The 16856-nt window shown below is 53.9% G+C and carries 18 protein-coding genes and 1 other annotated feature; of the genes, 8 read left to right on the forward strand and 10 right to left on the reverse strand.

All coding sequences use genetic code 11. From position 1 onward, the window contains the following. The first annotated feature begins 149 nt into the window (after positions 1-149). The 4 genes from AC0LWE_RS01650 to AC0LWE_RS01665 all read left to right on the forward strand — a co-directional run bounded on the left by AC0LWE_RS01650 (position 150) and on the right by AC0LWE_RS01665 (position 2736). Positions 150-776, forward strand: coding sequence for a YagU family protein (locus AC0LWE_RS01650; RefSeq protein WP_131487291.1), 627 nt, complete (start codon positions 150-152; stop codon positions 774-776). Positions 777-1171: 395 nt separating this feature from the next. Continuing rightward, entirely contained in the window at positions 1172-1489 is a 318-nt protein-coding gene (locus AC0LWE_RS01655) for an ArsR/SmtB family transcription factor (protein WP_059179157.1), read from the forward strand. Next, positions 1486-2013, forward strand: a complete 528-nt coding sequence (locus tag AC0LWE_RS01660; RefSeq protein ID WP_219346490.1) for a rhodanese family protein — start codon at positions 1486-1488, stop codon at positions 2011-2013. The genes AC0LWE_RS01655 and AC0LWE_RS01660 overlap by 4 nt, the downstream gene beginning before the upstream one ends. 222 nt (positions 2014-2235) lie before the next feature. After that, positions 2236-2736 carry a GNAT family N-acetyltransferase gene (locus AC0LWE_RS01665; protein WP_202667910.1) on the forward strand — a complete coding sequence of 167 codons (501 nt, stop codon included), beginning with the start codon at positions 2236-2238 and terminating at the stop codon, positions 2734-2736. Positions 2737-2788: 52 nt separating this feature from the next. On the opposite strand, the gene AC0LWE_RS01670 is transcribed toward AC0LWE_RS01665, so the two are convergent. From AC0LWE_RS01670 to AC0LWE_RS01705, 8 genes are all read right to left on the reverse strand, one after another. After that, the gene (locus AC0LWE_RS01670; RefSeq protein WP_059179154.1) at positions 2789-3103 is read right to left on the reverse strand and encodes a PTS sugar transporter subunit IIB; all 315 of its coding nucleotides are present in this window, start codon (positions 3101-3103) and stop codon (positions 2789-2791) included. A 139-nt stretch (positions 3104-3242) separates the two neighbouring features. Next, positions 3243-3476, reverse strand: a complete 234-nt coding sequence (gene yedF / locus AC0LWE_RS01675; protein WP_003856774.1) for a sulfurtransferase-like selenium metabolism protein YedF — start codon at positions 3474-3476, stop codon at positions 3243-3245. Continuing rightward, complete coding sequence (gene yedE, locus AC0LWE_RS01680; protein WP_131487294.1) at positions 3473-4684, reverse strand: selenium metabolism membrane protein YedE/FdhT; 1212 nt, start codon at positions 4682-4684, stop codon at positions 3473-3475. The genes yedF and yedE overlap by 4 nt, the downstream gene beginning before the upstream one ends. 203 nt (positions 4685-4887) lie before the next feature. Further along, positions 4888-5697 carry a tryptophan synthase subunit alpha gene (gene trpA, locus AC0LWE_RS01685; protein WP_202713218.1) on the reverse strand — a complete coding sequence of 270 codons (810 nt, stop codon included), beginning with the start codon at positions 5695-5697 and terminating at the stop codon, positions 4888-4890. Next, positions 5697-6890, reverse strand: coding sequence for a tryptophan synthase subunit beta (gene trpB, locus AC0LWE_RS01690; protein WP_131487296.1), 1194 nt, complete (start codon positions 6888-6890; stop codon positions 5697-5699). Before trpB ends, trpA begins: the two co-directional genes overlap by 1 nt. 10 nt (positions 6891-6900) lie before the next feature. Beyond that, entirely contained in the window at positions 6901-8259 is a 1359-nt protein-coding gene (gene trpCF, locus AC0LWE_RS01695) for a bifunctional indole-3-glycerol-phosphate synthase TrpC/phosphoribosylanthranilate isomerase TrpF (protein ID WP_131487297.1), read from the reverse strand. A gap of 3 nt (positions 8260-8262) precedes the next feature. After that, complete coding sequence (trpD, locus tag AC0LWE_RS01700) at positions 8263-9858, reverse strand: bifunctional anthranilate synthase glutamate amidotransferase component TrpG/anthranilate phosphoribosyltransferase TrpD (RefSeq protein WP_219346492.1); 1596 nt, start codon at positions 9856-9858, stop codon at positions 8263-8265. After that, on the reverse strand, positions 9858-11420 hold the full coding sequence (locus AC0LWE_RS01705; protein WP_219346493.1) for an anthranilate synthase component 1: 1563 nt from the start codon (positions 11418-11420) through the stop codon (positions 9858-9860). Before AC0LWE_RS01705 ends, trpD begins: the two co-directional genes overlap by 1 nt. Before the next feature lie 23 nt (positions 11421-11443). Then, positions 11444-11538, reverse strand: a sequence feature (Trp leader region). 159 nt (positions 11539-11697) lie between these two features. Between AC0LWE_RS01705 and rnm the strand changes: the two genes are divergently transcribed. From rnm to rluB, 3 genes are all read left to right on the forward strand, one after another. Then, the gene (gene rnm, locus AC0LWE_RS01710) at positions 11698-12582 is read left to right on the forward strand and encodes an RNase RNM (protein ID WP_131487300.1); all 885 of its coding nucleotides are present in this window, start codon (positions 11698-11700) and stop codon (positions 12580-12582) included. After that, complete coding sequence (locus AC0LWE_RS01715; RefSeq protein ID WP_059179126.1) at positions 12579-13199, forward strand: L-threonylcarbamoyladenylate synthase; 621 nt, start codon at positions 12579-12581, stop codon at positions 13197-13199. Before rnm ends, AC0LWE_RS01715 begins: the two co-directional genes overlap by 4 nt. Positions 13200-13298: 99 nt before the next feature. Beyond that, on the forward strand, positions 13299-14174 hold the full coding sequence (gene rluB / locus AC0LWE_RS01720) for a 23S rRNA pseudouridine(2605) synthase RluB (RefSeq protein WP_012017591.1): 876 nt from the start codon (positions 13299-13301) through the stop codon (positions 14172-14174). A gap of 35 nt (positions 14175-14209) precedes the next feature. Here rluB and cobO read toward each other — a convergent pair whose 3' ends face one another. Together cobO and AC0LWE_RS01730 are read right to left on the reverse strand one after the other, a co-directional pair. Beyond that, positions 14210-14800, reverse strand: coding sequence for a cob(I)yrinic acid a,c-diamide adenosyltransferase (gene cobO, locus AC0LWE_RS01725; RefSeq protein WP_202693319.1), 591 nt, complete (start codon positions 14798-14800; stop codon positions 14210-14212). Further along, positions 14797-15558, reverse strand: coding sequence for a YciK family oxidoreductase (locus AC0LWE_RS01730; RefSeq protein ID WP_202667915.1), 762 nt, complete (start codon positions 15556-15558; stop codon positions 14797-14799). The genes cobO and AC0LWE_RS01730 overlap by 4 nt, the downstream gene beginning before the upstream one ends. Before the next feature lie 254 nt (positions 15559-15812). Here AC0LWE_RS01730 and sohB point away from each other — a divergent pair, with 254 nt between their 5' ends. Further along, a complete protein-coding gene (sohB, locus tag AC0LWE_RS01735; RefSeq protein ID WP_202693320.1) occupies positions 15813-16856 on the forward strand; it encodes a protease SohB in 1044 nt (347 codons plus the stop codon).

Consider the following 16856-nt stretch of genomic DNA (forward strand, 5'->3'; position numbering starts at 1 on the left):
AGGCAAAGCAACCCGTCCCAGCACGGGCTTCTTGTTTTGAAAGTAAATTTAATGAGATTGCCGTGAAAAGTGTGATCTGTATCAAAATGTGAATCGTCCAACTTAATGAATATTAAGGAACTGTAAATATTCATTTAAGTGGTGGAATTATGGCGATAAAAGACTTTTTTGTGCAGACCGAACCTCGCAGACGGCGTTACGGTGTTGCATTGTTTATAGGGCTTATTTCAGGGGTGGTTTCGGCATTTGTGAAATGGGGCGCTGAAGTTCCCCTTCCACCGCGTAGTCCTGTTGATATGTTTACCAGTGCGTGTGGACCTGAATCATTAATTCGGGCTGCCGGGCAAATCGACTGCTCCAGAAACTTCCTAAATCCTCCCTACATTTTTCTACGCGACTGGCTTGGATTGGCTGACCCTAACGCTGCTGTCTATACCTTTGCCGGGCATGCTTTTAACTGGGTTGGTGTAACGCACATTATATTCTCTATCGTGTTCGCCGTTGGGTACTGTGTCGTTGCAGAAGTGTTCCCTAAAATTAAGTTATGGCAGGGGCTGCTGGCCGGTGCGCTGGCCCAGTTATTTGTCCATATGATTTCATTCCCACTTATGGGCTTGACCCCACCGCTTTTCGACCTTCCGTGGTATGAAAACGTTTCTGAGATAGTCGGCCACTTAATATGGTTCTGGTCTATCGAGATCATTCGTCGTGACCTCCGAAACAGAATTACGCACGAACCTGACGCTGAAGTTTCTCTGAATTCGTCGTTCAGATAAACAAAGCAACAAACATTAAGAGCCCGCCAGAAGCGCGGGTTTATGTAAGGGCTGCCTACGGGCGGCCTTTTTATTTCCTGTACTTCAAGCAGAACGGCAAAGTCCAGGGCGTGGACAGCACACCAACAGCCAGTGGGCGCGAGGGTTTGAGGGCTTCCAGTCTGATACGCGGGGGATTATTGACCGCGTTTGGAGCTCACTGTGAAGTTTATCGGGCGTTCTGATGCGGCCTGCACATCGTTACAAGCCAGATTAGCCAAATTCGTCGGTTTACCCGAAAGCCGGCTCACACCACCGACAGTACAGCGGCTTTGCATCGCTTGAGATTTTTCGATTGCGGATGAGCGTCGTTTGATTTAGAGTTTTCTAAATTTAGACAATTCTAAAGTTAGAAAATGAAAAATACTCAGTTGCACCAATTGCAGGAAAGCGCCTCGCTGGCAACAACACTGCTTAAGTCGATGAGTAACAGCAAGCGACTATTAATCCTTTGCATTCTCATTGACAGGCCTGGCACCTCGTCAGGGGAGTTGGGGCAATTGACTGGCTTAACGCCCTCTGCAACCTCACAGCATCTGGCAAAGATGAAAGATGATGGTTTGATTGAGTCGGAGCGGGTGGCGCAACGCGTGAACTATTTCATCAAAGACCTGGCAGTTAAAAAAGTCATCTCTACCTTAAAAGACATTTTCTGTCCGGAGGACCTCAAATGATGCCTGAATCTGTATCACCGCTGGAAGCAAAAAAGCTTATTGAACAAGGGGCCTTACTCATTGATATTCGAGACCGTGCTGAATACCTGCGTGAGCACATACCGAACGCGCGCTCGGTGCCTCTTTCCGACATTGCGGAAGGTAAAAGAGTGGATGGCACAGAGCGACAGCCCGTTATTTTTCATTGTCAGTCAGGGATGCGCACGGCCCAGAACGCCACAACGCTCATCAACGCAGTAAATCCCGCGCCGGTTTTACTGATGACGGGTGGGATCAACGCGTGGAAGAGTGCCCAACTCCCCACGACTGAAGACAAAAGGCAGCCGTTGCCGATAATGAGACAAGTTCAGATAGTCGCGGGTACTCTCATTCTTACGGGCGTTGTATTGGGATACACCGTGAATAGCGGGCTGTTTTTACTGTCAGGCTTTGTCGGCGCGGGTTTACTGTTTGCCGGGGTGAGTGGCTGGTGTGGCATGGCAAGTTTACTGTTAAAAATGCCCTGGAACAGACCGGCGAAATAGCCATTGCCCACATTCCTTTTGATCAAGCTTGTTCAGTGTCTGTGATGGCCGTTTCAGGCACAGGGCTGTCATTAACAAGAACGATGCGCCGCATGTGGCTTCTCATCACTCTTCGTAATCAGCGGGGAGAGCGGTTAGATTAACCATACTGCGTGATTAAGCTCTCATGGGCTTTCGCTGAGTTTCTGTGTCTATGGCCTGGTTTTTTAAAGGAGAGCGAAAATGTCTGCGGATAATACTGTGAGTCTGCGATCTGCGGCGCAACATCGGCATATTGTCGAAAACCTTTTTCATTATTACGTTTACGATCTTGCTGAATATGGCAAATGGTCGTGCGGGAGTGACGGGCAATATAGCTATAACGCGTCGCTGTTGGACCCACACTGGGAGCGTAAAGACCACTGGCCGTTTCTGATTTATCACGCTGAGGAACTTGCGGGTTTCTGTTTGTTACGACGCTATCCGCATAATCTTGAACGTTATGATATTGACCAGTTTTTCATCTTGCGCAAATTCAAAGGGATGGGCGTGGGCAAAGAAGCTTTTCGCCTTGCAGTGCAACATCGCCCCGGACTTTGGCAAACCCGGGTGATGTTCGAAAACACCGCTGCACTGCAATTCTGGCGATCTGCTATTGGCTCAGTGAGTAAGGGTCATTTCGATGAACACATTTTACTGGATGATGATTTAGAGATGCATTTCATTCTGTATGAGGTTCACTAACAGAGAAAACGGGTCTCACGGCGGCCTGTTTTCTCTGCAGTTTGCCGCTCTGTTACTGCGTCAGTTCCGGCATATTCTCAAGCGCAAACGCCAGCACTTTCTCACCATCCAGCGACGCAAACGGATAGCTTTCGATCACCGTCATGGGCAGTCCTTCAGCAATTTCTTTCCTTAACTCCTCCAGTTTGTACTGAATATGGGGCGCGACTAAATAGGCGTCAAACGCCGGGGCGACGCTTGCAAAATTATCCAGACCGACGGCGCTGACCAGAATCTTAATGCCTTGTTCATCGGCAGAATGCTGCATTTTTTTAGCCAGAGACTGAGCGGTATTGCCGAACAGACAACAGATCAGTAATTTTTTCATTAGAATATCCTCATGGAAACTCAGGATACAGTATTCCCGCTCATCAAAAGAAAATGAGAGCTAACGCAATGTGCTGGTTGTTTTTTAGCCGTAACGGTGAGGGAAAACAACGCCCCGAGAGAGGGCGTTGTGTTGAGCGCTATTTCTGAATCAAATAACGAATAGTCGGGCCGTCCTGCTGAATGTCGAGGACGGTATATCCGTGGTTTTTCGCATCCAGCGGAATATTATTGATGGATTGGGGGCAATCGCTGACCACTTCCAGAATTTCCCCTTTCTTGAGCTGCGGCAACGCTTCGAGCGTGGCGACGGCAGGGTAAGGGCAGGGTTCACCCACCATGTCGAGGCGATAGTCGGGAACGATCTCTTTCATGCAGCATTCTCCTGTCTTTCAGATTGACGCGCTGCGCGGCGGAAAAAGCGTTTCTCCTGTGCGATAACCAGTAAGAACGCGATCAGGAGCAGGGCGTATGTCACCAGCAATCCGCCCAGGGGACCAAAGGTACTCAGCAGATTTACTTTATCCCAGCTCGTGGCTAATGCGGGGGAAAGATCGTCCCAGTAGTACGCCAGAATCGTTGACCCGATGACGTTGCCGAGTCCCACCCACCAGTAATGCACCTGACCTTCAACTGCACGGTACATCCAGCCGGTTTCACAACCACCCGCCAGCACAATGCCAAAGCCAAACAGCAGGCCGCCGATGACCGCATTTGGGCCAGCCCACATGATTTTGGGCTCAACGCCGAGCTGTACATAGCTAAAAATACCGATCGCACTTACGGCCATCCCGGCAATAATGGCTTTCGCCATCATCGTGCGGCCCGTGATCCACATATCCCGAAACGCGGAAGTAAAACAAATTTGCGCACGTTCGATCAATAACCCAAAGCCCACGCCGAACAGCATGGCCAGCCCGAGTTTTGGTTGATTCATCGCCGTGCACAGCGCCCAGGCAACCATGGCGAAAAACACCAGCATACCCAGACGGAAGCGGCGTCGCGCCTGATCGGGTTTTTGCGTCAGCGGTGAGGCTGCGCTGACTTTGGTCATTTTGACCGGAATGCGGAATATCGGCAGAAGCGTGAAGCGTGCGCCAAAGTACGAGCCGATGGCGGTCGCAACAGCAAAGAACCAGGCGTGAAGCGAAAACTGGGGAATGCCCGTGAAGAAGGCGGCCAGGTTACAGCCCATCGCCAGACGTGCGCCGAAGCCTGCGATAATCCCGCCCACAATCGCCTGTGCGATACGGATGCGGCTCTTGGGCATCCGCAGTTTGACGTTATTGGCCCACAGCGCGGCAGCAAAACAGCCGCCGAACATACCGATAATCATCATGCCGTCGATGCGTGTGAGCGGCGTGCCGTCCAGATGGATCAGCTTAAAGTAACCCCACTCTTCGGCGTGGATCCCGCCAAGCTGTAAAAGCTGTCCACCCCAGCGGGTAAACTCGCCCGTGACCGCCCAAAAGGTGCCGGTGATACCAAAATAGTAGGTAGAGAGGATCCCCGCAGCGATAACTGCAGGTACAGGGGACCAGAACTTAATCAGGTATGCCTGTTTGAAGTGTTGCCATGACATGTGTAAACCTCTGAACTCAGAAGGGGTTTGCGCGGCTGAGTGCCGGAAAGAAAACGGAATAATACGCTGCGGGGAATATTTGAAAAGCGAGGGCGTTCGAAAAGCTCGAACAGATCAATTCTGGTCTACCCCTTTTGTCCGCGTGCGCGGTACGAAAGCGGTAGTCAAGTTCGCCGCCCGGATGACGCCGGGCGGCGAGGGACTTATGCGTGGCGTGTCGCGGCTTTCATTACGGTGACAAAGTCGCGAAGCTCCGTCAGCATCTGCTCGGGCTTATCGACGTTTTTCTCGATAATTTTCACAATGGCTGAACCCGAAATTGCACCCGCAGCATTAGCATCAATGGCGGCTGTCACTTGCTCCGGTGAAGAAATACCGAAACCCTGCAACGGCGGCGCGGCATGGTATTCAGCCAGTTTTTCGACCAGGTGATGCAGCGGAACGGCCGCTTTATTTTCAGCGCCGGTCACGCCCGCGCGGGAAAGCAAATAGGTATAGCCGCGACCGTGAGAGGCAATCTGGCGCAGCAGTTCGTCATCGGCATTCGGTGGGCAGATGAAAATCGGCGCGATGTTGTGACGCATCGCCGCCTGTCGAAACGGCGCAGACTCTTCAATCGGTACGTCAGCGATCAGCACGGAATCCACACCGACGCGCGCGCACTCGGCGTAAAACTCATCGATCCCGCGGTTGAACACCAGGTTGGCGTACATCAGCAGGCCAATAGGAATGGTTGGGTATTTCTGACGAATAGTCGCCAGCATTTCAAAACACTGCGTTGGCGTCACACCGGATGCAAACGCACGCAGAGTTGCGCTTTGAATGGTTGGGCCATCTGCCAGCGGATCGGAGAAGGGGATCCCCAGCTCAAGCGCATCGGCACCGGCGGCAATCAGGGTGTCGATAATTTTCAGCGACTGCTCAGGCCCTGGATCGCCAAGCGTGACGAAGGGAACAAAGGCGCCTTCCTTGCGGGCTTTCAGTTCAGCGAATGCGTTATCGTAGCGTTCCATCAGATTTCCCCTCGTGCTTTCAAAATATCGTGAACGGTGAAGATGTCTTTGTCACCGCGACCGGAAAGGTTAACCACCAGTAACTGCTCTTTTTCCGGGTCCTCTTTAATCATTTTCAGTGCGTAAGCAAGGGCATGAGAAGACTCGAGTGCCGGGATAATCCCTTCGTTGCGGCACAGGGTTTTGAAGGCTTCCAGCGCCTCGTCATCGGTAATCGACACATAATCTGCACGACCGATGCTGTTCAGATGCGCATGCTGTGGCCCGACGGACGGGAAGTCGAGGCCTGCCGAGATGGAATACGATTCTTCGATCTGCCCTTCGTCGGTCTGCATCATCGGCGATTTCATACCGAAATAAATCCCCACGCGACCGTGCTTCAGCGGTGCGCCGTGCTCGCCGCTTTCAATGCCGTGACCGGCAGGCTCAACGCCAATCAAACCGACGCTGGTGTCATCAATAAAGTCAGCGAACATGCCGATGGCATTCGAACCGCCACCCACACACGCGATCACCGCATCCGGCAGACGGCCCTCTTTTTCGAGGATCTGCGCTTTGGTTTCTTCGCCGATCATGCGCTGGAATTCACGCACAATGGTCGGGAAGGGGTGTGGGCCTGCCGCCGTACCCAGCATGTAGTGCGCGGTATCATAGCTGCCAGACCAGTCGCGCAGTGCTTCGTTACAGGCGTCTTTCAACGTCGCGGAGCCGCTGTGCACAGGAATCACTTCTGCACCCATCAAACGCATACGGAACACATTCGGTGACTGACGCTCAACGTCTTTGGCCCCCATATAGATGCGGCATTTCAGACCGAGCAGGGCGCTGGCCAGCGCCGACGCTACGCCGTGCTGCCCGGCACCCGTTTCGGCGATAATTTCAGTTTTGCCCATGCGTTTGGCGAGCAATGCCTGGCCGAGTACCTGGTTGGTTTTGTGCGCGCCGCCGTGCAGCAAATCTTCACGCTTGAGGTACAGCGTGGTTTTGGTGCCTTCGGTCAGGTTACGACATTTGGTCAGCGCTGTAGGGCGACCCGCATAGTTTTTCAGCAGGTCGGTAAATTCGGCCTGGAAAGCTGGATCTTTCTGGGCGCTAACAAACGCTTCTTCGAGCTGGCGCAGGGCAGGCATCAGAATTTGCGGAACGTACATACCACCGAACTCGCCGAAATACGGATTTAATAGTGTTGTCATTTTCTCTTCCTTAATATGCACGCAGCGTCTTGAATACCGAGGCCAGTTTGCTGGCATCTTTGATTCCCGGTTGGGACTCTACGCCTGAATTGAAATCGAGACCTGCGCAGCCCGCTTTCGCGGCCTCTACGCAATTGTCGGGGCTTAAGCCGCCCGCAAGCAGGACGTTATCCAGCTTCTCACCGTTCAGCAGCGACCAGTCGAAACGCTGGCCCGTGCCGCCCTGGCCATTATCGAGCACGTACTTATCAACGTGATTCAAATCGCGAGGCGGCAAAGTGTTGCTTACGCTCTGCGCTTTCCAGATCTGGATCTGCGCAGGCAATGCCTGGCGCAGCGCGTCGATATAGTGCTGGTCTTCGCTGCCGTGCAGTTGAACGGCAGCGAGGGAGAGATTTTCGGCTTTTGCTACGACGTCCTCAACGGGCGCATCGCGGAACACGCCCACGTAGCTGAGCGGCGCGGCGGCCATCACGTCTCGCGCCTGGCTTTCTGAAACAGTGCGCGGCGAGCCGTCAACGAAAATCAAACCGCCATAGATTGCGCCCGCTTCGAGCGCTGCCGCAGCATCCTGACCGCGAGTCAGACCACAGACTTTGTTTTCGCCCAGCAGCACGCGACGCACGGCGACGTTTAAATCATCGCAGGACATCATGGCTGAACCTATCAGGAAGCCATTTGCGAAATGACTCAACTCGCGCACCTGAGCGTAAGTATTGATGCCCGATTCGCTAATGACCGTGACACCCGCACCCAGACGCGGAGCAAGCTGGCGCGTACGGTTCAGATCAATGGACAGATCGCGCAGGTCGCGGTTGTTGATGCCAACGACGTTGGCCTCGAGCGCAATCGCACGCTCCAGTTCCTCTTCGTTACTCACTTCGGTCAGCACGCCCATATTCAGACTGTGCGCCACGGCTGCGAGCTGGCGATACTGTTCGTCATCCAGAACGGACAACATCAGCAGGCAGGCGTCGGCCTGATAAAAACGTGCCAGCCAGATTTGGTACGCGTCGATAATAAAGTCTTTGCACAAAATCGGCTGCGGCGCGATTTGGCTGACAATCGGCAGAAAATCAAAACTGCCCTGGAAATATTTTTCATCCGTCAGCACTGAAATGGCCGATGCGTGATGTTTGTAGACCTCAGCGATACGCGCAGGGTCAAAATCGTCGCGGATCACGCCTTTAGACGGCGAGGCTTTTTTGCACTCCAGAATAAAAGCGGTGCGCGCGCCCTTCAGGGCGTCATAAAAACGGCGGCTGCTTGGCACAACATCATTCTGAAAGCTGGCCAGCGGCTGCTGTTCTTTGCGGGCTTCAACCCAGATGGCCTTATCGGCAACGATTTTCGCTAAAACGGTCTGCATTATTTACCCTCTTGCCGCAAGTGCGGTAACGCGGTCGTAAGCTGCGCCAGAACGCAATACGGCCATCACTTTCTGCGCGTTAACCTGGAGATCTTCTTCACCGTGTAAGCGCATCAACATCGCGACATTCGCGGCGACAGCGGCCTCGTGGGCGGCCTCACCTTTACCTTGTAGCAAGCGTGTCAGAATGTCACGGTTTTCTTCCGGTGTGCCGCCAGCGAGCTGTTCCTGGCGGTACGGCGTCAAACCAAAGTCTGACGCTTTTAACTGGTAGCTTTGGATTTCACCGTCGCGCAGTTCGGCAACCAGCGTTGAAGCATGAAGCGACACTTCATCCATTCCGCCGCTGTGAACCACGGCGGCACGTTGATAACCCAGAACACGCAGGGTTTCAGCAATCGGTAAAACCAGTTCAGGACTGTAAACGCCAATCAGCGCCAGCGGCGGATGCGCCGGGTTGATCAATGGCCCAAGCACGTTAAACAGCGTGCGGGTTTTCAACTGCTGGCGAACTGGCATCGCGTGGCGGAAACCGGTGTGATATTTCGGTGCAAACAGGAAGCAGACGCCCAAATCGTCCAGCGCTTCACGCGAACGTTCAGCGTTCATCTCCAGGTTGATGCCAAAAGCGGCCAACAGATCAGACGAACCCGAGCGGCTGGAGACGCTGCGGTTACCGTGTTTCGCAACTTTCATGCCGCAGGCCGCTGCCACAAACGCGCTGGCCGTGGAGATGTTGATACTGTTGCTGCCGTCACCGCCGGTCCCGACAATATCAGCAAACTGATAATCCGGGCGCGGGAAGGGGGCGGCATTTTCCAGCAGAGCGGTAGCGGCACCGGCAATCTCCTGCGGTTGCTCACCGCGCACTTTCATGCTCACCAGTGCGGCTGCCAGCTGTTCTGGCTTCAGCTCACCGCGCACGACGGCGGAGAAAAGCTGGTGGCTCTCCTGCTGGGTGAGCGTTTGCGCCTGATACAGTTTTTCAAGAATCGGCTGCAGCGTATTGGTTTGCTCCAGTTTCTGTAGCGCCCAGTTCAGGGTTTGTTCCAGCAGGCGTGCGCCGTTGGAGGTTAAAATGGATTCCGGATGGAATTGCAGACCACATACGCGATCCGCATCGTGACGCACGGCCATCACCATGCCTTCGAAAGAGGCGTTGATCGTCAGACCCGCCGGAATGTTGCTGCCCACCAGCGAGTGATAACGCGCCACCGGGAGCGGGTTTGGCAGCCCGGCAAACATCGCCTGACCGTCGTGTTCAATGCTGGAGGCTTTACCGTGCAGGATTTCACCCGCCTGACCGACATAGCCGCCATAGGCTTCAACAATCGCCTGATGGCCCAGGCAAATCCCGATAATCGGCAGTTTGCCGCGCATACGGGTCAACAGCTCAGGCATACAGCCTGCTTCGCTTGGCGCTCCGGGGCCTGGAGAAAGCATCAGCACCGGGTTTTGCATGGTTTCCAGACGTTCAATCAGCGTTTGCGCCGGGACATGATTGCGGTAAATCACCACGTTGTGGCCGTTTGCACGCAGCTGGTCTGCCAGGTTGTAAGTAAAGGAGTCGATATTATCGAGCAGCAGAATGTCAGCCATCAGAAAATCTCCTGTGCGTGATGTGCGGTGGCGATAGCGCGCAAGACCGCGCGTGCTTTACTGCGAGTTTCGTCAGCTTCAGACTGCGGAACAGAATCAAGAACGATGCCAGCGCCCGCCTGGACGGTGGCAATGCCGTCTTCGACATAGGCCGAGCGGATCACGATGCAGGTATCCAGATCGCCATGGGCGGTGAAGTAACCGACCGCGCCGCCGTAACTGCCGCGACGACGGCCTTCGGCACCCGCGATGAGCTGCATTGCACGCACTTTTGGCGCGCCGCTCAGGGTGCCCATATTCATGCAGGCGCGGTAGGCGTGCAGCGCATCGAGATCGTGGCGCAGCTCGCCCACCACGCGGGAAACGAGATGCATCACGAAGGAGTAGCGGTCAACTTTGGTTAAATCCGCGACGTAACGGGTGCCCGGTGTACAGATGCGCGCCAGATCGTTACGCGCCAGGTCAACCAGCATCAGGTGCTCAGAAAGCTCTTTGTGATCGGTACGCATTTCTAACTCGATGCGGCTGTCGAGATCGCGGTCCAGTGAACCATCCGCGCGGCGACCGCGTGGACGCGTCCCGGCGATCGGGTAAATCTCAATCTGGCGACTGGTCGCATCGAATTTCAGCGAGCTTTCCGGTGATGCGCCAAACAGTGTGAAATCGTTGTCCTGCATAAAGAACATATACGGACTCGGATTGCTTTTCTTCAGCACGTCGTACGCGGCCAGTGGCGAAGGGCAAGGGAGCGAGAAGCGACGTGACGGCACCACCTGGAAAATCTCGCCTGCACGAATTTCTTTTTGCATCTGGCGGACAACCGCGCCGTACTGATCGTCCGTCTGGCTGACTTCACACTGCATGTGCTCGATACTTTGCACCGGTAACGCAGTGGGTTCTTCCGTCATCTGCTGTTGCAGCTGTTCGATACGTTGCTCAAGGCGCTGTTTTTCGGCAGCGGAAGGCGTGAAAAGACTGGCCTGAATGCGGGTGTATTTCTTCTGATGGTCAATCACCATCAGGGTTTCTGCCAAGTAGAAGCAGTAATCCGGGCAGCGGTTGCCTTGCTCGGTTTCGGGTAAATCTTCAAATCCGGCAACCAGGTCATAGGCAAACAGCCCGCCAAAGAACATCGCTTCGCGCTCGTTCTCAGGAACCTCAACCAGATTTTGCAGCAAGCGGAACGCATCAAAAACGGACAGCGAACAGAGACGCGCATCTTCATCCAGCAGTTGGCTTACCGCAGGGAAATGCAATGTACGGGATTCTGGACGTTTTTCATTTTCGATACCCGCAGGCAGAGCGACATCGAGCAGCGGCAGCAACGACGCGCCGTTCTCGGATAAAGCCTGAATAGTGACGGTGTCACCTAAAGCCGTAATCCGCAATGCGCTGTCTACCAGCAGCAGGCTTTTGAGGTCGTCTTTGCTGTCGATATCGGCGGATTCAAGCAGCAGCGTGGCAGGGCGTGCGCCGCAGACTTGCTGAAACAAGGCGGTAGGGTTGTGGCGATAAATTGCTTCGCAGGTCAGCAACTCAAGTTTTGTTTTGGCTGTTTGCATATTGTTGTTCTCATATTCTGTTCATAAAAAAGCCCGCATAGTCGCGGGCCAGGTATCTGTTTTCGTAACGCACACGAATGACACTGCCCGATATTCAGGAAGTGCGCCACCAACCGTGCTGGGAGAAATGTGCTTTCATTTTCAGATACCGTCTTGAGTGAACTCTCGTACTAGTTAACTAGTTCGATGGGGCATTGTCAACCCCTGATTTCAGAATTTCCGCGCAAGCCGTTATCATAGCCTTCTAAAATACGATAAACCTGTGATGGAAACCGCTTTGAGCGAGACAAAATACGCCGTGATTTATGATTTACACAGCCATACGCAAGCCTCTGATGGGCTGCTCACGCCCGAAGCGCTGGTCCACCGTGCCGTCGAAATGCGCGTGGGGACGCTGGCTATTACCGATCACGACACCACAGATGCTATTCCGGCAGCGCGAGCGGAAATCGCGCGCAGCGGACTGGCGTTGAACCTCATCTCTGGCGTAGAAATTTCCACCGTCTGGGAAAATCACGAAATTCACATTGTGGGCTTGAACATTGATATTGCGCATCCGGCGCTGTGTGCCTTTCTGGAAGAGCAGAAAGAACGTCGTAACCAGCGTGCTGTATTGATCGGGGAACGACTTGAAAAAGCGTTGATCCCCGGTGCGCTGGAAGGCGCCCAACGTCTCGCCAACGGCGGGGCCGTAACGCGGGGCCACTTCGCGCGCTTCCTGGTTGAGGCCGGTAAAGCCAGTAACTTTGCCGATGTATTTAAAAAATATCTCGCGCGCGGTAAAACCGGTTACGTTCCTCCACAGTGGTGTACAATAAAACAAGCTATTGATGTCATTCATCATTCTGGCGGAAAGGCGGTATTGGCCCATCCGGGGCGGTACAACCTGTCAGCTAAGTGGCTGAAAAGGCTGCTGGCTCACTTTGCCGAACTCGGCGGTGAAGCGATGGAAGTCGCCCAATGCCAGCAGGCTCCCAATGAGCGCACGCAGCATGCGGCCTACGCCCGCCAGTTTGGTTTACTGGCTTCGCAAGGCTCTGATTTCCATCAGCCTTGCGCGTGGATTGAACTGGGGCGCAAGCTCTGGTTGCCCGCAGGCGTAGAGCCCGTCTGGCAGCTCTGGGAACAGCCACAGCAACACATTGAAGAGAGGGAAGTATGAGTCAGTTTTTCTATATTCATCCGGATAACCCGCAGGCGCGCTTGATCAATCAGGCCGTTGAAATCGTTCGTAAGGGCGGCGTGATCGTCTATCCAACGGATTCCGGCTATGCGCTGGGCTGTAAAATCGAAGACAAAGGGGCGATGGAACGTATCTGCCGCATCCGTCATTTGCCGGATGGACATAACTTTACCCTGATGTGTCGCGATCTCTCCGAAATCTCGACCTACGCCTACGTGGATAACGTCGCGTTTCGTTTAATTAAAAACAACACGCCGGGCAACTATACTTTTATTTTGAAAGGAACTAAGGAAGTGCCGCGCCGTTTGTTACAGGAAAAACGCAAAACGATTGGCATGCGCGTGCCCTCCAACCCGATTGCCCAGATGTTGCTCGAAACGCTTGGCGAGCCGATGCTTTCTACGTCGCTGATGCTGCCAGGCAGTGATTTTACCGAGTCCGATCCGGAAGAAATCAAAGACCGTCTGGAAAAGCAGGTTGACCTGATTATCCACGGCGGGTATCTCGGCCAGCAGCCGACAACGGTTGTTGATCTGACGGAAGAGGCGCCTGAAGTGATTCGTGAAGGCGTGGGCGACGTTAAGCCTTTCTTGTAAAGGTATAAGCAGATATACTACGCGGCCATCAAAATAGCGGGAAATCGCTTTTTTGACCCTAATTCGACGCCTGTGAAGGCGACACCTGAAGGATGCTCAATGAGCGAGAAATTACAGAAAGTGCTGGCGCGTGCTGGCCACGGTTCACGCCGTGAAATCGAAACTATTATCGAAGCCGGTCGCGTCAGTGTTGATGGCAAAATTGCCAAGCTGGGCGATCGTGTGGAAGTCGTCGCGGGAATGAAAATTCGTCTCGACGGCCACGTTATCTCGGTGAAAGAATCCGCAGAACAGATTTGTCGCGTGCTGGCTTACTATAAGCCGGAAGGCGAATTGTGTACCCGTAACGATCCGGAAGGACGTCCAACCGTATTTGACCGTCTGCCAAAACTGCGCGGGGCGCGCTGGATTGCTGTTGGTCGTCTGGATGTTAACACCTGCGGTCTGATGTTATTCACCACCGATGGTGAACTGGCTAACCGCCTGATGCACCCGAGCCGCGAAGTAGAACGCGAATATGCGGTGCGTGTCTTCGGCGAAGTTGACGAACATAAACTGCGTGATTTATCGCGCGGCGTTCAGCTTGAAGATGGCCCAGCGGCATTTAAAACGATCAAATTCACCGGCGGTGAAGGTATCAACCAGTGGTACAACGTCACGCTGACTGAAGGTCGTAACCGTGAGGTGCGTCGTCTTTGGGAAGCGGTGGGTGTGCAGGTTAGCCGACTGATTCGTGTGCGTTATGGTGACATTCTGCTGCCGAAAGGCCTGCCGCGCGGCGGGTATACGGAGCTGGATTTAACCCAGACCAACTATTTGCGTGAACTGGTCGAACTTAAACCAGAAACCACGTCGAAAGTGGCGGTTGAGAAAGATCGTCGTCGCGTGAAAGCGAATCAGATTCGCCGCGCTGTCAAGCGCCATAGCCAGGTGAGCCCGACTCGCCGTTCTGGCAGCCGTAACAACAACGGCTAAAAAAATAAACCCGGCATCGCCGGGTTTTTTCTTATTTAGTAGTCGATCCCAATCTGCGCTTTTATGCCCGCGTCAAACGCGTGTTTAACAGGGCGAAGCTCACTGACCGTATCCGCATAGTCCAGAATTTCCCGGTGACATCCGCGCCCCGTGACGATCGCCGTCTGGTGCGAAGGGCGGTTTTTCAGCGCAGTCAATACCGCTTCCAGTGAAAGATAATCGTAGGCCACCATGTAGGTGATCTCATCGAGTAACACCATATCGAGCAGCGGATCGGCAAGCATCCGTTTTGCGTGCTCCCACACGGCAAGACAGGCTGCAGTATCGCTTTCGCGGTTTTGCGTATCCCAGGTAAAACCGGTCGCCATGACCTGAAATTCTACGCCGTGAGGCTCAAGCAGATTGCGCTCGCCGTTGGGCCATTCCCCTTTGATAAACTGCACCACACCCACTTTCTGACCGTGCCCAACGGCGCGGGTGGCGGTCCCAAAAGCCGCCGTCGTTTTCCCTTTTCCATTTCCGGTAAACACAATGACGATACCGCGCTCGTCCTGGGCTGCAGCGACGCGGGCGTCAACCTGTTCTTTCAATCGTTGCTGGCGTTGCTGGTGGCGATCTTCACTCATTGAGAAATTCCTGGCTTACGGCCCGGCTGGGCATCAAAGGTCATTCCGGTTTTACGACGACTATCATCGCCCATTAACCACAGATAAAGCGGCATAATATCTGCCGGCGTTTTGAGCTTTTGCGGGTCTTCCGAAGGGAAGGCGCTGGCCCGCATTTTAGTGCGCGTACCACCTGGATTAATGCAGTTGACCCGCAAATGACGGCTTTGATATTCCTCAGCCAGTACCTGCATCATACCTTCGGTGGCAAACTTCGATACGGCATACGCGCCCCAATTTGCCCGGCCCTGACGACCCACACTTGATGACGTAAAGACCAGCGACCCGGAATCAGACTTGAGCAATAAAGGAAGAAGGGCCTGAGTCAGGAAAAAGGTACCGTTGATATTGACCTGCATAACCTGTTGCCAGATTTCGGCGTTTTGCTCATCCATGGGACAGACTTCACCGAGTAAACCGGCATTGTGCAACACCCCGTCAAGGCGCGGATAATCACGGGCAATGTGCTGGGCTAATTCGCGGCATGATTCTTGTGTGCAGGACAACAAATCCAGGCTGTACCACCGAGCCGGCGCGCCGCTGATTGCGGCGATTTCGTCAGCCACACTGCGTAATTTATCTTGATTGCGGCCCAGCAGCACGACGGTGGCGCCGTATCGGGCATAGGTCAGTGCGGCTTCGCGACCAATACCGTCGCTGGCACCGGTGACAAGGATAATACGATTTTGCAGTAAATCTTTTTTCGGTTGATAGTGCACGGTGACTCCTGCGGCGCGGAACACATCGGCTGCGCCTGCTTTTTGTTCGCTTTTCGGTTTTATGCCCGAAACGGCGCATGATTTCAATCAGTCTACAGGAGAGAACGCTTCGAAATTAACAATTTGCAACTATTTCTACCATAATCACCTGGTCCTGAAAGCCGCTCGCACGGGCACTGTTGCGAACGAGACGCCTGACGAAGGCTGTTGTACACTGGTCGGGAAAGATTCGTGGTTAAATCAAGGTGGAACACGTGGAATTACTTTCTGAATATGGTTTGTTTTTGGCCAAAATCGCGACGGTAGCGATCGCTATTATCGCCATTGCGGTTCTGCTCGTGAATCTGACGCAGCGCAAGCGTCAGCGCGGCGAGTTACGTATCACCCGCTTAAGCGAGCAGTATAAGGAGATGCAGGAAGACATGTCGGTTGCGTTGCTGGATGAGCATCAGCAAAAGATGTGGCATAAAGCGCAAAAGAAAAAGCACAAGCTGGAAGCTAAAGCGGCAAAAGCGAACGCTAAACAGGCGCAACAGGAAGTCACCAAACCACGCGTGTATGTTCTGGATTTTAAAGGCAGTATGGATGCGCATGAAGTGTCATCGCTGCGGGAAGAGGTGACGGCGGTGTTGGCCGTGGCCAAGCCGCAGGATCAGGTCGTTCTGCGGTTAGAAAGCCCTGGTGGTGTTGTTCACGGTTACGGTCTGGCGGCCTCGCAGTTGCAGCGTTTGCGTGATAAGCAGATTCCGTTAACGGTAGCGGTAGACAAAGTGGCGGCGAGCGGGGGCTATATGATGGCCTGCGTAGCCGACAAAATCGTGGCGGCACCTTTTGCGATCCTGGGGTCAATAGGCGTTGTCGCGCAAATCCCTAACTTCAATCGCTTCTTAAAAAATAAAGAGATCGACATTGAGCTGCACACTGCCGGGCAGTACAAACGGACGCTGACGCTGCTGGGTGAAAATACCGAAGAGGGCCGTCAGAAATTTCGTGAAGACCTGAATGAAACGCACCATCTTTTCAAGGAGTTCGTGCATCGCATGCGTCCTTCGCTGGATATTGATCAGGTGGCGACAGGTGAACACTGGTACGGCATCCAGGCGCAGGAGAAAGGGCTGGTGGACGAGGTCGGCACGAGCGACGATTTGCTCCTGAGTCTGATGGACGGTCGTGAACTGGTCGGTGTGCGGTTTACCCAGCGTAAACGACTGTTAGATCGCTTTACGAACAGTGCCGCCGATAGCGCGGATCGTCTTTTATTGCGCTGGTTGCAGCGCGGGCAAAAGCCGCTGCTGTAA

Source organism: Lelliottia sp. RD5 (assembly GCF_056032945.1).

Bases quoted from the DNA above. Each gene is read 5' to 3' on its own strand.
- trpCF (WP_131487297.1), bottom strand. From the start codon at position 8,259: ATGCAGACCGTTTTAGCGAAAATCGTTGCCGATAAGGCCATCTGGGTT.
- trpA (WP_202713218.1), bottom strand. From the start codon at position 5,697: ATGGAACGCTACGATAACGCATTCGCTGAACTGAAAGCCCGCAAGGAA.
- cobO (WP_202693319.1), bottom strand. From the start codon at position 14,800: ATGAGTGAAGATCGCCACCAGCAACGCCAGCAACGATTGAAAGAACAG.
- trpB (WP_131487296.1), bottom strand. From the start codon at position 6,890: ATGACAACACTATTAAATCCGTATTTCGGCGAGTTCGGTGGTATGTAC.
- AC0LWE_RS01665 (WP_202667910.1), top strand. From the start codon at position 2,236: ATGTCTGCGGATAATACTGTGAGTCTGCGATCTGCGGCGCAACATCGG.
- trpD (WP_219346492.1), bottom strand. From the start codon at position 9,858: ATGGCTGACATTCTGCTGCTCGATAATATCGACTCCTTTACTTACAAC.
- AC0LWE_RS01670 (WP_059179154.1), bottom strand. From the start codon at position 3,103: ATGAAAAAATTACTGATCTGTTGTCTGTTCGGCAATACCGCTCAGTCT.
- AC0LWE_RS01655 (WP_059179157.1), top strand. From the start codon at position 1,172: ATGAAAAATACTCAGTTGCACCAATTGCAGGAAAGCGCCTCGCTGGCA.
- AC0LWE_RS01705 (WP_219346493.1), bottom strand. From the start codon at position 11,420: ATGCAAACAGCCAAAACAAAACTTGAGTTGCTGACCTGCGAAGCAATT.
- yedE (WP_131487294.1), bottom strand. From the start codon at position 4,684: ATGTCATGGCAACACTTCAAACAGGCATACCTGATTAAGTTCTGGTCC.
- rluB (WP_012017591.1), top strand. From the start codon at position 13,299: ATGAGCGAGAAATTACAGAAAGTGCTGGCGCGTGCTGGCCACGGTTCA.
- yedF (WP_003856774.1), bottom strand. From the start codon at position 3,476: ATGAAAGAGATCGTTCCCGACTATCGCCTCGACATGGTGGGTGAACCC.
- AC0LWE_RS01715 (WP_059179126.1), top strand. From the start codon at position 12,579: ATGAGTCAGTTTTTCTATATTCATCCGGATAACCCGCAGGCGCGCTTG.
- AC0LWE_RS01650 (WP_131487291.1), top strand. From the start codon at position 150: ATGGCGATAAAAGACTTTTTTGTGCAGACCGAACCTCGCAGACGGCGT.
- AC0LWE_RS01660 (WP_219346490.1), top strand. From the start codon at position 1,486: ATGATGCCTGAATCTGTATCACCGCTGGAAGCAAAAAAGCTTATTGAA.